General features: G+C 75.0%; 14 protein-coding genes. 9 read left to right on the forward strand and 5 right to left on the reverse strand.

Features of this window, described 5'->3' with window-relative positions:
- Positions 1 to 57: 57 nt before the first annotated feature.
- The 4 genes from ACIRBX_RS10015 (at position 58) to ACIRBX_RS10030 (ending at position 4,218) form a co-directional block, all read left to right on the forward strand.
- On the forward strand, positions 58 to 825 hold the full coding sequence (locus ACIRBX_RS10015; protein WP_402295119.1) for an ABC transporter ATP-binding protein: 768 nt from the start codon (positions 58 to 60) through the stop codon (positions 823 to 825).
- Positions 826 to 1,124: 299 nt separating this feature from the next.
- Positions 1,125 to 2,528: a sulfatase gene (locus ACIRBX_RS10020; RefSeq protein ID WP_402295121.1), complete on the forward strand. Its 1,404-nt coding sequence runs from the start codon at positions 1,125 to 1,127 to the stop codon at positions 2,526 to 2,528.
- A gap of 111 nt (positions 2,529 to 2,639) precedes the next feature.
- Complete coding sequence (locus ACIRBX_RS10025) at positions 2,640 to 3,590, forward strand: formylglycine-generating enzyme family protein (RefSeq protein WP_402295123.1); 951 nt, start codon at positions 2,640 to 2,642, stop codon at positions 3,588 to 3,590.
- Positions 3,591 to 3,633: 43 nt separating this feature from the next.
- Complete coding sequence (locus ACIRBX_RS10030) at positions 3,634 to 4,218, forward strand: GNAT family N-acetyltransferase (RefSeq protein WP_402295125.1); 585 nt, start codon at positions 3,634 to 3,636, stop codon at positions 4,216 to 4,218.
- Positions 4,219 to 4,262: 44 nt separating this feature from the next.
- Here ACIRBX_RS10030 and ACIRBX_RS10035 read toward each other — a convergent pair whose 3' ends face one another.
- Together ACIRBX_RS10035 and ACIRBX_RS10040 are read right to left on the reverse strand one after the other, a co-directional pair.
- The gene (locus ACIRBX_RS10035) at positions 4,263 to 4,919 is read right to left on the reverse strand and encodes a DUF4232 domain-containing protein (protein WP_402295127.1); all 657 of its coding nucleotides are present in this window, start codon (positions 4,917 to 4,919) and stop codon (positions 4,263 to 4,265) included.
- Between the two features lie 284 nt (positions 4,920 to 5,203).
- Positions 5,204 to 7,075: an FtsX-like permease family protein gene (locus ACIRBX_RS10040; RefSeq protein WP_402295128.1), complete on the reverse strand. Its 1,872-nt coding sequence runs from the start codon at positions 7,073 to 7,075 to the stop codon at positions 5,204 to 5,206.
- A gap of 121 nt (positions 7,076 to 7,196) precedes the next feature.
- On the opposite strand from ACIRBX_RS10040, the gene ACIRBX_RS10045 reads away from it, so the two are divergent.
- A complete protein-coding gene (locus ACIRBX_RS10045; RefSeq protein ID WP_402295129.1) occupies positions 7,197 to 8,600 on the forward strand; it encodes a sensor histidine kinase in 1,404 nt (467 codons plus the stop codon).
- Between the two features lie 128 nt (positions 8,601 to 8,728).
- A complete protein-coding gene (locus ACIRBX_RS10050; RefSeq protein ID WP_402295290.1) occupies positions 8,729 to 9,370 on the forward strand; it encodes a response regulator in 642 nt (213 codons plus the stop codon).
- A 69-nt stretch (positions 9,371 to 9,439) separates the two neighbouring features.
- Here the strand turns inward: ACIRBX_RS10050 and ACIRBX_RS10055 are convergent, their stop codons facing one another.
- On the reverse strand, positions 9,440 to 10,522 hold the full coding sequence (locus ACIRBX_RS10055) for an NADP-dependent oxidoreductase (RefSeq protein ID WP_402295131.1): 1,083 nt from the start codon (positions 10,520 to 10,522) through the stop codon (positions 9,440 to 9,442).
- A 133-nt stretch (positions 10,523 to 10,655) separates the two neighbouring features.
- Between ACIRBX_RS10055 and ACIRBX_RS10060 the strand changes: the two genes are divergently transcribed.
- Entirely contained in the window at positions 10,656 to 11,615 is a 960-nt protein-coding gene (locus ACIRBX_RS10060) for a LysR family transcriptional regulator (RefSeq protein WP_402295132.1), read from the forward strand.
- A 7-nt stretch (positions 11,616 to 11,622) separates the two neighbouring features.
- On the opposite strand, the gene mug is transcribed toward ACIRBX_RS10060, so the two are convergent.
- The gene (mug, locus tag ACIRBX_RS10065) at positions 11,623 to 12,186 is read right to left on the reverse strand and encodes a G/U mismatch-specific DNA glycosylase (protein WP_402295134.1); all 564 of its coding nucleotides are present in this window, start codon (positions 12,184 to 12,186) and stop codon (positions 11,623 to 11,625) included.
- A gap of 118 nt (positions 12,187 to 12,304) precedes the next feature.
- Between mug and ACIRBX_RS10070 the strand changes: the two genes are divergently transcribed.
- Together ACIRBX_RS10070 and ACIRBX_RS10075 are read left to right on the forward strand one after the other, a co-directional pair.
- Complete coding sequence (locus ACIRBX_RS10070) at positions 12,305 to 12,778, forward strand: hypothetical protein (RefSeq protein ID WP_402295135.1); 474 nt, start codon at positions 12,305 to 12,307, stop codon at positions 12,776 to 12,778.
- 370 nt (positions 12,779 to 13,148) lie between these two features.
- Positions 13,149 to 14,006: a hypothetical protein gene (locus tag ACIRBX_RS10075; RefSeq protein WP_402295137.1), complete on the forward strand. Its 858-nt coding sequence runs from the start codon at positions 13,149 to 13,151 to the stop codon at positions 14,004 to 14,006.
- 400 nt (positions 14,007 to 14,406) lie between these two features.
- Here ACIRBX_RS10075 and ACIRBX_RS10080 read toward each other — a convergent pair whose 3' ends face one another.
- Positions 14,407 to 14,895, reverse strand: a complete 489-nt coding sequence (locus ACIRBX_RS10080) for a YajQ family cyclic di-GMP-binding protein (protein WP_402295139.1) — start codon at positions 14,893 to 14,895, stop codon at positions 14,407 to 14,409.
- Positions 14,896 to 14,974: the final 79 nt, after the last annotated feature.

Here is a 14,974-nt window from a genome sequence, read left to right on the forward strand (position 1 = left end):
CGGAGCGGTGGAGGTGACCCGCCTGGCGGGCGCGGCCGGAGCGGTGGAGGTGGCGGCATGACGAGCGTGGTGGAGCCGGTCCGGGACGCCGTCCCGGCCGGGGACGGACCGGCGGCGCTGCTGGAGCTGGCCGGGCTGCGGGTGGACTACGGGGCGGTGACCGCGCTGCGCGGCATCGACCTGACGGTCCGCCGGGGCGAGGTGGTGGCCCTGCTCGGTGCCAACGGCGCGGGCAAGTCGACCACCCTGCGGGCGGTCTCGGGGATGCTCCGCCCCTCGGCGGGGGAGGTGCTGTTCGACGGTGAGCGGATCGACGGCCTGCCCTCGCACGAGGTGGTCGGCCTCGGCATCGCCCACTCCCCGGAGGGGCGCCGGGTGTTCGCCGGGATGACGGTGCTGGAGAACCTGCACCTCGGTGCCTACCGCTTCGGCCGGGTCGATCCGGCCGACCTGGACCGGGTGTTCGGCCTCTTCCCCCGGCTGGCCGAGCGCCGCCGCCAGCCGGCCGGCACCCTGTCCGGCGGCGAGCAGCAGATGCTGGTGATCGGCCGCGCCCTGATGGCCCGGCCCGAGCTGCTGCTGCTGGACGAGCCCTCGATGGGCCTGGCCCCGATCGTGGTGGGGCGGCTCTTCGAGATCGTCCGGGAGATCAACGGGCAGGGCACCACCGTGCTGCTGGTCGAGCAGAACGCGGCCCAGGCGCTCCGCCTCGCCGACCGGGGCTACGTGCTGGAGACCGGCGAGATCCGGATGGGCGGCCCGGCGGCCGAGCTGCTGCACGACCCCCGGATCCGGGCCGCCTACCTCGGGGAGGGCGCGGCCTGACGGTCCGTCCGCCCCGGTCCGTCCGCCCCGGTCCGGCCACCTCCGGCCCGCCCGCCGTCGGCCCGACCGGCCGCCGCAGCCGCGTGATGTGTCGCCACGTCACGCGGCTGTGTCGTTCCCGCGTACTTCCCGACCTCCGGCTTGTCGGCCCCGGGGCGCCGCTCCTAGGGTCGCGGACATGGCAACCGGCGTCCTCCTCGTTGCCCGCCGCCACGTCGACTTCGGACGTCTGGCCTGCGGGCTCTGTCTCCCGCGCTGACCCCTCCGCCCCCGTCCACCAGACACCGGAAGGCACAGCCATGCCCGAGCCCACCTCCCCGAGCCGCCGGGGCTTCCTCACCGGCGCCGCCGCGGTGGCCGCCGCCACCGCCGTCCCGCTGGCCGTCAGCCGGACCGCCGCAGCGGCCGAGCCGCAGGCCGCGGCCCGCCCCAACATCCTCCTGATCGTCACCGACGACCAGCCCAAGCACACCGACTGGGCGATCCAGAAGACCATCGCCTGGCTCGGCGGCCACGGTGTGGAGTATCCGAACGGTCACGTCGCCACCCCGCTCTGCGCCCCGTCCCGCTCCTCGGTGTTCTCCGGCCGCTACGCCCACAACCACGGCGTGCGCAACAACGGTGCCTCCGCCGCGCTGGACCAGCACACCACCGTGCAGCGCTACCTCCAGCAGGCGGGCTACCGCACCGGCCTGTTCGGCAAGTACCTCAACTCCTGGACGCTGGCGGACAACCCGCCGCACTTCGAGGACTGGCTGCTGCTCCAGCCGAGCTACAACAACAGTGCCACCTACAACGACAACGGCACCGTCCACCAGATCACCGGCTACCCCACCAACGTCATCAGGAACCACGCGCTGGACTTCCTGGACCGGGCCGCCACCGACACCCGGCCTTGGTTCGCCTACGTCACCCCCTTCGCCTCGCACGAGCCCAACGTCCCGGCCCCCAAGTACGCCGACACGCCCGTACCGCCCTGGAACGGCCGGCCCTCGGTGACCGAGGAGGACCGCAGCGACAAGCCCGCCTACATCCAGAACGCGACCGCCACCCTGGACGACGCCCGGAACCTGCGCAGGCGTCAACTCCGCACCCTGCTCTCGGTGGACGACGCGGTGCAGGCGTTCCACGACAAGCTCGTGGACCTCGGGCAGCTCGACAACACCCTGGTCGTCTACATCGGCGACAACGGCTACACCTGGGCCGACCACGGCTGGCTCAAGAAGTCGGTGCCCTACTCGCCCAGCCACCAGGTGCCGTTCTACCTCTCCTGGCCGGCGGGCGGGCTGGGCTCGGGCACCGTCGACAACCGGCTGGTCGCCAACATCGACATCGCCCCGACCATCCTGGACGCGGCGGGGATCACCCCGACCACCCCGCAGGACGGCCGCTCGCTGCTGACCGGGTACTCCCGGGACCACCTGCTGGTCGAGTGGTGGAAGCAGGGCACCGCCGCGGGCGGGCCCAACACCTGGGCCTCGTACGTCGACAAGGAGCGGCAGTACACCGAGTACTACGCCCTGCACACCAACGCGGCGGGGGTGGTGAGCGGCACCGGCCAGGTGCTGTTCCGCGAGTACTACGACCTGGTCAGCGACCCGTACCAGCTGAAGAACCTGCTCCACCAGGCCACCCCGGCCCAGGAACAGGCGCTCGGCATCCCGGCCCTGGCCGCCAAGCTGGCCGCCGACCGGACCGGCTGACCCCCGACCGGCCGCCCTGGCCGGTCGCCCCGGCCGGTCGCCCTTGGACCCGGACGGCCCGCCCGCGCGGGGGCGGGCCGTCCGACCTTCTCCGGAGAGGAACCACCGAGCATGAACGCCGGCGAGACCGTCGAGCCCCCCAAGTCCTGCTGCACGCCCGGCCGGACCGGAGCCGCCGCCCCGCTGACGCTGCTCGCCCCGCCGCCGGCCCGCACCGCCCGGGGCCTGCTCGCGCTGCCGGGCGGCAGCTTCCTGATGGGCACCGACGACGGCCTCGGCTACCCCGCCGACGGTGAGGGGCCGGTCCGTGAGGTGACGGTGGCTCCGTTCCGGATCTCGCCGACGGCCGTCACCAACGCGCAGTACGCCGCCTTCGTCAAGGCCACCGGGTACCGCACCGAAGCCGAGCGCTTCGGCTCCAGCTTCGTCTTCGAAGGCTTCCTGGCACGGGAGTTGGCCGCCTCCTCGCCCGCCGTCGCCGCCGTGCCGTGGTGGCGCGCGGTGGCCGGGGCGTCCTGGCGCAGCCCGGAGGGCCCGGGCTCCTCGATCGGCGAGCGGCAGAACCACCCGGTGGTGCACGTCTCCTGGCACGACGCCCGGGCGTACTGCGACTGGGCCGGCGCCCGGCTGCCCACCGAGGCCGAGTGGGAGTACGCCGCGCGCGGCGGTCTGGAGCAGCGGCGCTACCCCTGGGGCGACGAACTCGCCCCGGGCGGGCGGGAGTCGTGCAACATCTGGCAGGGCGTCTTCCCGACCGTCAACACCGGACACCGGGGCACCGTCCCGGTGAAGTCCTACCGCCCGAACGGCCACGGCCTGTACAACGTGGCCGGCAACGTCTGGGAGTGGTGCGCCGACTGGTTCAGCCCCGACTTCCACCGCACCGGCCCCCGACAGGACCCGGCCGGCCCGCCGAGCGGCACCGCCCGGGTGATGCGGGGCGGTTCGCACATGTGCCACGACTCCTACTGCAACCGCTACCGGGTGGCCGCCCGCAGCTCCAACACCCCGGACAGCTCGGCCGGCAACATCGGCTTCCGGGTGGCCGCCCGGGCCGTGTGAAACCCCTTGGCGGGAGCGGCCGGGCTCGGGTACACAGGTGATCATGAACCTCGTGGACCCGAACGACTACGCACCGACCTTCCGGCCCACCGAGCTGTCCGGTGACGGTTTCCGGCTGGTGCCCTGGAGCCGGGTCGGCGAGGTCGAGCGCCGGGCCCGCGAGATCTGCGCGATCGCGGCCGACCCGGACATCGCCCTGTGGAACCCGCTGGTCGCCGAGACCCCCGTCCACGCCGAGCGCTGGATCACCGGCCGGGCGGCGGCCTGGGAGCAGGGCATCGCCGGCTCCTTCGCCCTGCTCGACCCGGACCTGGACCGCCTCTTCGGCGCCGTCACCATCCGCTGGAGCGACCGCCCCGACGGCCTCGCCATGATCGGCTACTGGCTCGACCCCGCCGCCCGGGGCCGGGGCCTGGCCACCCTGGCCACCCAGACCGTCACCGCCTGGGCGTTCGCCGAGGCCGACGCCCGCCGCATCGAGCTCTGCCACGCCACCGGGAACTCCGCCTCCTGCCGGGTCGCCGCCCGGGCCGGCTACCCCTTGGAGGGCACCCTCCGGGCCAGCCACCGCTTCGGCGACGGCCTGCACCACGACGAGCACCTGCACGCCCGCCTGGCCACCGACTGACGAGCCGTCGGGCCGTCAGTGGGTCGTGGGGCCCGTCGCCGTGGTCAGCCGCCCTGGCCGGCGCTCCCGACCGGGCCGACCTTCACCGGGGAGCCGCCGTCCTCCGTGACGGGCAGCGAGCCCGCGCCCGGCCAGGCCAGGGTGACCGGGTGGGTCTCGTCCGGCGGGGTCACCACCAGACCGGTGATCCGGACCCCGGAGCCGCCCGAGGTGTTGGCGGGGTACGTGATGCCGAAGTACGTCGACTTGCCGCTCGCCAGCACACCCGCGACCACCGGCTCGCCGGAGCGCTTCGCGGACAGTGCGCCCGCCGAGGTCTTCAGGTCCACGCCCGCGTACCCGGCGATCGTGCAGTCCCGGCCGCTGCGGTTCTTCAGCTCGACCACCACGGTGCGGTCGCCGTCGCCGTCGATGGTGCGGTCCGCCGCGGTGACGGTGAGGTCGGTGGTCAGGCACTTGGCGGCCTTGCCGGGGGTCGCGGTGGTGCCGGCGGGCGGCGTGCTGCTCACGGCCGAGCCGGTCGGAGCCGGGGTGGTCGGTGCGGCGTTGGTCGGGGACGGTGCGGCCGTCGTCGGAGCTCCGGTGGGGGAGGCGTTGGTCGGGGAGGCGTCGGCCGTGCTCGTCGCGCCGTCCTGGCAGGCGGTGAGCGAGAGGGCTGCGGCGACGGCCAGGGCGGTGAAGGCGAGCTTGCGGACGTGCACGGTGTTCTCCTCCGGTGGAGCGGCAGGACTGCGGTGCTGCGGTGCGAACGGCTTCCGAGGAGCAGGACCCGCCGCCCGGACGGACCGTTCCACCCCGCCTGCCCCCAGGACAGTGCTGTGACACGCCCGGCCGGAAGCCCGCAGCCGTGCCCGGGGCGCACACCGCCGCCGACCTGCCCGGACGTCCGCGCACCCGGCCGTCACGCCCGGCCGCCACGCACGGTTGGTGGCCGGGACGAGCCCGTGACCCGACCGGTCTTGACGACGGGTCACCTCACGCCGCGTCACCCGACGGCGTCCACCGCCCGTCCCCGCACGGCCCACGCCGCCGCGCCCGCCGCGACGGCCACCGCCACCGCGCCGCACACCGAGGCGACCCCGCCCACCACACCCCAGGGCACCACCAGCGGCGCCGCCACCCCCAGCAGCCGCAGGGCGAGCTGCATCCCGCCCAGGTTCACCCCCGCCACCCCCAGCCCCAGCACGACCCCCGCCGCCACCGTGAGCAGTGCCTCCGCCGACACCAGCCGCACCACCTGCCCCCGGGTGGCCCCGGCCAGCCTCAGCCGCCCCAACTCCCGGCGGCGGTCCGCCGTCGCGAGCACCAGCACGTTCGCCAGCCCGATCACCGTGTAGACCACGGCCAGCCCCAGCACCAACCGCGTCCGCAGCCAGGCCGTCCGGTCCGGCCGCGTCGGGTACTCCCCGGCCAGCCACTCCGCCCCGCTCACGGCCCGTGCCCCGTGGCGCCGCGCGACGTCGGCCACCCGCTCCGGGTCCGCCCCCGCCGCCAACTTCAGCTCCACCCGGTCCAGTCGGCCACCCGGCAGGTTCGCCGCCGTCACGTACACCCCGCCGTTGCCCGTCCCGTCCCGCAGCACGCCGGCCACCCGCAAGGACCGCCGGGTCCCGTCCGCGAGCTCCAACAGCACCCGCTCGCCCGCCTCCCACTCCTCCGGCAGCAGCGCCGAACCGTCATCGAGAGCCGCCAACCCGCCCCTGGTGAAAGGAGGCCGGGCCACGTCCCGGTACGCCGCCGGCTCCACGGCCCACGCCTCGGTCCGCGCCGCCACCCCGTCCGGCTCCACCACCGAGACCGCCCCCGCCGTACTCGGTGAGGCCACCACCCCGGGGAGCGCGCGCAGGGCCGCCACCAACCCGGGGCCGTCCGACCCGCGGGCGGGCAGCACCACGACATCCGCCACCGTCCGCGCGGCGGCCTCCGCCGCCCGCCCGGCGGACACCGTGCCGAGCGCCCCGACCAGCGAGCCGGTCAGCGCCACCGCCACCAGGACCGGCGCCGCCACCGCCCCGCTGCGCCGCACCGCGCCCAGCGCGTTGGCCCGCGCCAGCCGCCCGGCGTACGCGGTCAGCCGGGCCGGCAGCGCCCCCAGGCCGGCCAGCAACGGCCGTACCAACACCGGCGCCAGCAGCCCGCACGCGGAGATCAGCGCCATCGGCTGCACCGTGTAGTTCTTCCGCCGCAGCAGCGAGCCCGGCTCGGTGACCAGCGCCGTCCCGACCAGCACCACCGCCGTGGCCAGCAGGCCCAGCCCCCACAGCCACCGGCCGACGGTCATCACCCCGACGTCGAGGTCCGCCTCCCGCAGCGCGTCCAACGGCCCGAGCCGCCCGGCCCGGTACGCGGCTGCCGCCACCCCGGCGACCGCCACCAGCAGCCCGGTCCCGAACGCGGCCCACAGCGGCCAGGCCGTCACGACCAGCGCGAACCCCTCCGGTGCCACCTGCAGCCGCACCAACTCCCGCCCCAGCCAAGGCGCTCCGGCCACCCCCAGACCGACCCCGGCCGCCGAGCCCACCACCCCGAGCAGCAGCGCCTCCGCCAGCACCACCCGTCGCACCTGCCCGCGCGCCGCCCCGGCCAGCCGCAGCAGCCCCAACTCCCGCTTCCGCTGCGCCACCACGTACGCGAAGGTGGAGGCGATCACGAAGCCCGCCACGAAGGTGCTCACCCCGCCCGCCGTGCCGAAGCCGGCGTACAGCCCCACCGCCGCCTCGCTCCACGGCAGTTCGGCGGTGGCGGCCAGGCCCAGCACCATCACCGCCATCAGCGCCACCCCGAGCGCGAGCGCCGTGAACGCCCCGAGCAGCGAGACCCAGCGTGCCCGCAACGACCTGATCGCGATCCCCGTCATCCTCGTTCCCATGCCGTCCAGCCAACCGCCGCCGCGCCGCCCGGACACCAGCCCGCTCCCCACACCCGGGGGTAGGGCCAGCCCTACTCCCGGGCCCCGCCGCGCTCCCTAAGCTGACCGGATGCCCTCCGCCCCGCAGGCCGCCGCGCCCCAGCCGCCGACCGTGCCGCAGCCGCTCGCTGTCCCGCAGCTGCTTGCCGCCTCGCAGTCGGCCGCCACTGCGAAGTCGGCTGCCGCTCCCACCACGTGGCGATCCGTCATCCGGCCGGGCTTCCTCCGCACCGCTCACCCCTGGCGGGCCGCCGCGTACCTGCTGGCCACCGGCCTCTCCGGCCTGCTGCTCTGCATCCTGCTGCTGCTCGGCACGGTGGTCTCGGCGGCCCTCACCGCCCTGCTGATCGGCCTCCCGCTGCTCGCCGCCCTCACCCTCGCCGGGCTGCCGTACGCCGCGCTGGAGCGGCGCCTGCTCGGGCTGCTCGGCCAGGCCGTCCCGCCCTCGCCGCACCACGACCCGTCGGCACCCGGCCCGCAGGCGTGGCTCCGCACCCGCTACCGCGAGCCCGCCACCTGGCGGGAGTTGGGGCTGACGGCGCTGGCGGCGGTGCTGCTCTGGCCGATCGACCTCACCGTGCTGGCCTGCGCGGTGGGCGTCCCGCTCTGGCTGCTCGGGTCCCCGCTCCTGCTGGCCCTGGACGGTGAGCAGGTCAACGTGCTGAAGGTCTGGCAGATCCACGACCAGCCCACCGCCCTGGCCTTGGCCGCTCTCGGCCTGCTCGCGCTGGCCGCCCTCGCCCACCCGCTCACCGTGCTGGCCGCCGCCCGGGCGGCGCTGGTGCGGCAGTTGGCCGCGCCGGGTGAGCAGGAGCGGGAACAGGAGCGCCGGATCGGCGAGTTGGTCCGCTCCCGGGCCCGGCTGGTGGACGCCTTCGAAGCCGAGCGGCGCCGGATCGAGCGCGATCTGCACGACGGTGCGCAGCAGCGCCTGGTGGCCCTCACCATGAGTCTCGGCCTGGCCCGGATCGACGCCCCGGTCGGCAGCCCGCTGGCCGCCCGGCTGGCCGAGGCGCACCGGGAGGTCGGTCACGTGCTCACCGAGATCCGCGAGTTGATCAGCGGCATCCACCCGCAGGTGCTGACCGACCGGGGCCTGCCCGAAGCGGTCGCCGACCTGGCCGACCGGACCCCCGTCCCGGTCGGCGTGGACGTCGACCTCCCCGGCCGCCCCTCCTCCGCCGTCGAGGCCGCCTGCTACTTCGCGGTGGCCGAGGCCCTCGCCAACCTCGCCCGTCACAGCGGCGCCCGCCGGGCCTCCCTGACCGGCCGCTACGCTGACGGGCGGCTCACCGTGGAGGTCTCCGACGACGGCCACGGCGGCGCCGACCCGTCCCGGGGCACCGGCCTCACCGGTCTGGCCGACCGCCTCGCCGTGGTCGACGGCACCCTGACCCTGAGCAGCCCGCCCGGCGGCCCGACCCTGCTGCGCCTGGAGATCCCGTGCACCCTGACGCCCGCTCAGCCCCGCTGACCTCCCCAGCCGCCGCGCCCGGTCCGGCCCCCGCGTCCGCCCCGGCCTACCTGCCCGACGCGGTCCCCTCCCCGACTCCTGGCGAGGTCGCCGCCCCCGAGGTCGCCGCCCCCGAGGCCGGGAGGCCGCTGCGCATCGTGCTGGCCGAGGACAGCGTGCTGCTCCGCGAGGGTCTGGCCGGTCTGCTGACCCGCTTCGGCCACCACGTGGTGGCCGCCGTCGGTGAGGCGCAGACGCTCCGCACCGCCGTGGCCGAGCAGGCGCCGGACCTGGTGATCACCGACGTCCGGATGCCGCCCGCCCAGACCGACGAGGGCCTGCGGGCGGCCGTCGAACTCCGTACCGCCCGCCCCGGCCTGCCCGTCCTGGTGCTCAGTCAGTACGTCCAACGCTCCTACGCCGCCGATCTGCTGGACTCCGGGGACGGTTCGGCCGTCGGCTACCTGCTGAAGGACCGGGTCGGTCAGATCGAGGACTTCCTGGCCGCCGTCCGGACGGTCGCCGACGGTGGCACCGTGGTCGACCCCGAGGTGGTGCGCCTGCTGATCGGCCGCCGCCGGGACCCGCTGGAGCGGCTGACACCCCGTGAGCGCGAGGTGCTCGCCCTGATGGCCGAGGGCCGCTCCAACGCCGCCATCTGCCGGGCCCTGGTCCTCTCCGAGGCCGCCGTGGGCAAGCACATCGGCAACATCCTGGCCAAGCTCGACCTCCCCCCGGCCGAGGACGCCCACCGCCGCGTCCTCGCCGTCCTCACCTTCCTCCGGGGCTGACCACCCCCGACCCCCGCGGACCGATCGGCTTCAGGTACCGGCTTCGGACGCCGGCTTCGGACACCTGCCTCAGGCGCCCTCCACCCGCACGATCGCCTTGCCCAGGTTCCGCCCGTCCAGCATCCCGAGGAACGCCTCCACCGAGCGGTCGAACCCCGCCGTCACGGTCTCCTCCGCCACCAGCGCCCCCGAGCGCAGGTGCGGGGCGGCCCACTCCTCCAACTCGGCCTGCGCGTCGCGGTGGTCGCGCACCAGGAACCCTTCCAGCCGCAGGCTCTTCCCCACCACGTCGTAGAGGTTGTACGGGGCGGCGGGCGGGTCGGCCGGGGCGTCGTACTGGGCCACCGCGCCGCACCAGGCGATCCGGCCGCCGTGCCGCAGCACGTCGATCGCCCCGGCCAGGTGCTCGCCGCCGACGTTGTCGAAGTAGACGTCGATCCCGTCCGGTGCGGCGGCCCGCAGCTGTTCGCCGATCGGCCCGTCATGGTGGTCGAAGGCCGCGTCGAAGCCCAGCCGCCCGGTCAACTCCCGGACCTTGGACGCCGATCCGGCACTTCCGATCAGCCGCCCGGCCCCCATCAGCCGGGCGAACCGCCCGACCGCCGTGCCCACCCCGCCGGCCGCCGCACTGACGTACAGGTCCTCCCCGGGCTGGAGCCGGGCGACCCGGGTCAGACCCACGTAGGCGGTGAGGCCGGTGCCGCCCAGCACGCTCAGGTAGGCGGTCAGCGGCACCCCGTCCGCCGGGCGGATCAGCCGCACTCCGCCCGGATCGGGGCGCACCGCCTCACCACCGAGCAGCCGCACCCCGCCCGGGTCCGGCCGCGCGCCGTGGGCCGGGACCTGCGCCTCGTCCAGCACCGCGTGGGTGCGCCAGCCCTGACGGTGCGCCACCACGTCGCCCTCTGTCAGGTGCGGCGACCGCGAGGCCACCACCCGCCCGAGCGCGCGGCCCTCCATCGGGGCGTCCAGCTCGCCGAAGTCCATCACCTCGCGCATGTACGGATCCACCGAGAAGTAGAGGTTCTCCACCAGGGCCCCACCGGCCGGGACCTCGGGCAACGGGCGCTCCATGAAGGCGAAGTCGGCGGGGGAGGGGCGGCCCTGCGGGCGGGCGGTCTGCTGGACGTAGTGGGCGGTGCGGCGGGTCATCGGTTCCTCCTCGACGGGTACGGAGGGAACGCTAGGCAGCGGCGTGCGGGCGTGGCAGGGGCGTGCGTCGATGCTTCCCGCCGTTCCATGCAGCTCCTTCATGGAATACGCCCCCACCAGGTAGGTTTCGGGTGTGACCAGGCCCGTCGTCCCCTCCGGCTCCTCAGCTCCAGCCGATTCCGTCGATTCCGTCGACCTCACCCCTGCCGAGCTCCGGGTGCTGGCCGCCGTCGACCGCGAGGGCAGCTTCACCGCCGCCGGGGTGGCGCTGGGCCTCTCGCAGTCCGCCGTCTCACACGCGGTGCGCGGGTGCGAACGCAAGCTGGGCGCCGTTCTGTTCGAGCGGGGACGCCACGGGGCGCGCACCACCCCGGCGGGCGCGAAGGCCACCGCGCACGCCCGGCAGATCCTCCGTCTGCTCTCCACCCTGGCCGCCGAGACCCGGGCCGCCGCCACCCCCGAGCCGGCCGAGCCGACCGGCCCGGTCCGGATCGCCGCCTTCCGCAGTGCCGCCGCCCACCTGCTCCCCGCCGTGCTGGCCCGGCTGACCGCCCGTCACCCCGGGCTCCGTCCCGAGGTCCGGATCGTCCGCGACCTCGGCCGGGGCACCGCTGGCGAAGTGGCCGACGGCCACGCCGACCTGGCCATCGCCACCCTGGACGCCGCCACCGGCAGCGTCCCCTCACCCGCCCTCCCCGGCCTGGTGGCGGGCCGCCTGTTCAGCGAGCCGTACGCCCTGGTGCACCCGGCCGGCCACCCTCACCCGCGGACCCTCCCGCTGGTCGACTGGGACGAGAACTGCGGCTCCTACACCCGCGACTGGTGGCGCCGGCAGAGCTGGATCCCGGCTGCCACCGTCAAGGTCGAGGACGACACGGTGACCCTCTCCATGGTCGCCCAGGGCCTCGGCATGTCGATCATGCCGGCCCTCACCCTGCTCTCCGCCCCGGCCGGCGTCACCGTCGCCCCGCTCGATCCGGAACCGCCGACCCGGCACGTCGGTTACGTCACCACGCCCGCGTTGGCCCGCACCGCCGCCGTCCGCGCGCTGATCCGCGAACTCCGCACCGCCCGCTCACCCCGGCCGGACTGACGGAGCGTCAGGTCTCCTGTGGTGGCAGTGACTCCCGCAGCACCCGGAACTCCGCCGCGATCCCGTCCAGGGTGTAGTGCGCGTTCAGCCCGCTCGGATTCGGCAGCACCCATACCTCGGCCCCGCCGATCCGCTCGTCCTGCCGCCCCGTCGCGGCCTTCCGCCGGCCGAACGCCGTCCGGTAGGCCCCGATCCCCAGCACCGCCAGAGCGTGCGGTCGCAGCCGCTCCACCCGCGCGGTCAGTGCCTCCCCGCCGAGCCGGTACTCCTCGGCGGTCAGCTCGTCCGCCTTGGCGGTGGTCCGGGCCACCACGTTGGTGATGCCGAGGCCGTACCCGAGCAGCTCCCGCTGCTCCTCCGGCCGGAGCTGGCGCGGGGTGAAGCCCGAGCGGTGCAGCGCGGGCCAGAACCGGTTGCCCGGCCGGGCGAAATGCCGACCGGTCGCACCCGACCAGAGCCCGGGGTTGATGCCGCAGAACAGCACCCGCAGCCCCGGTGCCGCCACGTCGGGGACCGTCCGGTCCCGGGCCTGCTCCAACTCTTCGGCCGTGGGCCGCGCCTGACTGACCATCCGCTCAGTCTGCCGCGTGGGGGCGCACGGTGTCATATTCACAACGACCATGCCACGAAGGGAGAGTGAGTTCGATATTCCGCTGTCACGCCGTCGTTGGAGGGCGCAGAATGGCCAGATGTCCTACGAACTCAAGGCACTCATCGGCTCCTGGGACCTGCTCAAGGTAGTGGCCGCCGAGGTGCCGGTCGCCCGGGTCGCCAGACTGGAGCAGGGACTCGCCCTGATCCCGATGACGGACCTTCTGTTCGACACCGTCGCCGAGCACGGCGGCCTCGTGCAACCCGGCTTCACCGCCTTCCCGGGCGGCTTCGGCCGCCGCCTGGTGGCCTGGTCCCAGTCCTCACCGATCGGCTACGTGGAGGCCCACTACGTCGAGGGCTCCGGCACCCAGCGCGCCGCCGTCTGGGTGGACGGCCGCCTCGTCCTCGGCCCGCTCGCCTGCACCTCCGGCCAGCCCTTCCCGGAGGACGGCAGCCCCATCTCCCAGGCGCTGCGCCGGATCGGCGCCGAACGCACCGCCGAGGCGGACGAGTTCGACGGAGTCGGCCTGGCCCGGCACAGCCGCCTGGTCGACTGGCCCGCCGACTGACCCTCGGCCCTGCCCCGGTCTGGCCCGCCCCTTCTGCCGTCCTGCCCTGCCGGGTCTGGCCTGCCCTACCCTGCGCTGCCCTGGCGGCCGTCCGCTGACCGGCTGCCCGCCGACCGGCGGATCGCGGCCCACCGTCCGGCCCAGCCGCCCCCTTCCGTACCCCGCCGTCCGGCCTACCGCGCCACCCGCCCGTCTGGCGCACCGTCACCTACCCGTCCGGAGCACGGCCTTGTGCCGCCGGACGCCGTCCTCCCCGCGCCACGACCGGGCGGCGAACCGTTCGGCCTACGCGCAGTGGCCCGCTCCACCGGGGTGGCCCAACGTGTGGTGAAGGCGACAACGCCTGCATCACACGAAAGGACCCGCAAGAATGCGTGCCACCTGGACGGCCGCCGTGCTGACCGCCACCCTCGGCCTGGCTCCGGTCATCACCACATCCGTCACCGTCGCGAACGCTGCCGACTCCGCCTCCGCGACCAGCCTCCGTCTCCTCGCCGCCCACCCGGAACGCGTGCTCCCCGACCTGGCTCGCCCGGGTCTCTCCCTCCCCGAGCTCGCCGGCATCATCCCCCCGGTCCCCGACCTCCCGGTGAAACCCCCGGCCCCGGATCTGCCCGTGAAACCCCCGGCCCCGGACCTCCCGGTGAAGCCCCCCGTGGACGTCCCGGCCCTCCCCGATACCCCGGCCCTTCCCGAACTCCCGGCCGTCCCCGACCCGGGGGCCAACCTCGCCATTCTCGGCTCGCTCGGCGACGTCCTCGGCAAGATCACCGGCCTGGTCGGCTCGGCCACCTCCGGCGCCCCCGACCCGGCTGCCCTGCAGAAGCAACTCGACGGCCTCAAGGCCGCCATCGAAGCCCTGCTCGGCAAGCTCCCCGTACCTCCGGTGCCCGCGACGACGCCCACCCTCCCGGTGGACCAGACCCGCGCAGTCCCCTCCGACCTCGCCCCGTCCCTCCCGCCGGCCCCCGACCTCCCGGCCACCCCGGCGGTCCCGGCGGTCCCCTCCGTCCCCGGCACCCCCTCCACCCCCGCCCTCCCGGCGGCCCCGCTCCCGCTCAACCCGGCCGACGCGCTCGCCAAGGTCCAACAGGACCTCACCGACCTGGTCGCCAAGGCCACCGCCGCCAAGCCCGACCCGGCGGCCGTCAAGGAAGCCATCCCCGGCCTCTCCACCGACACCGTCGCCGCGACGGCCGCCACCGCGACCGCCCTGGCCACCGGCTGACCCGCCGTCAGCACCCCACACCGGTGCCCCGGGGCCGCACAGCCCCGGGGCACCGGCACGCCCGTCCCACCCGGGCCTGTCTCCCTCGAACCCTCCCCACCCGCAGGTCCACGGCCCACCCGCCGGCCACCCACCACCACCCCGCGTACCCGCCGAACAGCCGCCCCACCTCCGCCAGTTGGGCACAGCCCTCGACGCTCCCACGATCCATCCCCAGGTCATCCACCCGCGGAAGCTACCAACCCCCACCCCGCCGCTGCCCGCCGATTCGACCCGCCTCCCGCCACTCCGCGCCCCGGAAACGCGACAGCGGGCGCGGCACGACGCGGCACACGAGGGAGGCCCCTCGCTGCACCGCGCCCCGCCGCGCCCGCCTAGGCGCGTTGGGCCGGCATCCGGCTCAGCGGTAGTTCACGAACTGGATCGCGAAGTCCAGGTCCTTGCCCTTGAGCAGGGCCTGCACGGTCTGGAGGTCGTCCCGGCTCTTGGAGCTGACCCGGAGCTCGTCGCCCTGCACCTGCGCCTTGATGCCCTTGGGGCCCTCGTCGCGGATGATCTTGGCGACCTTCTTCGCGTCATCCTGGGAGATGCCCTCCTTGATGTCCGCGAAGATCTTGTACTCCTTGCCGGACAGCTGCGGCTCACCCGCGTCCAGCGCCTTCAGCGACAGGCCGCGCTTGATGAACTTGTCCTTCAGCACGTCCAGGATCGCCTTGGCGCGCTCCTCGCCGTTGGCCTTCATCTCGATCTTCTCGCCCGAGCGCTTGATCTCCCCGCCGACGTTCTTGAAGTCGAACCGGGTGGCGATCTCGCGGGAGGTCTGGTTGATCGCGTTGTCGACCTCCTGCCACTCGACCTTCGAGACGATGTCGAAACTGGAGTCGGCCATGGTGTGTTGGTCTCCTTGATGCTCTGACTGCACGGTCACCCCCGCCCCCCGAGGAGCAGGCGCCGCCCCAGCCTATCGA

Source organism: Kitasatospora sp. NPDC096147 (assembly GCF_044763225.1).
In the GTDB taxonomy this organism is placed as follows: domain Bacteria; phylum Actinomycetota; class Actinomycetes; order Streptomycetales; family Streptomycetaceae; genus Kitasatospora.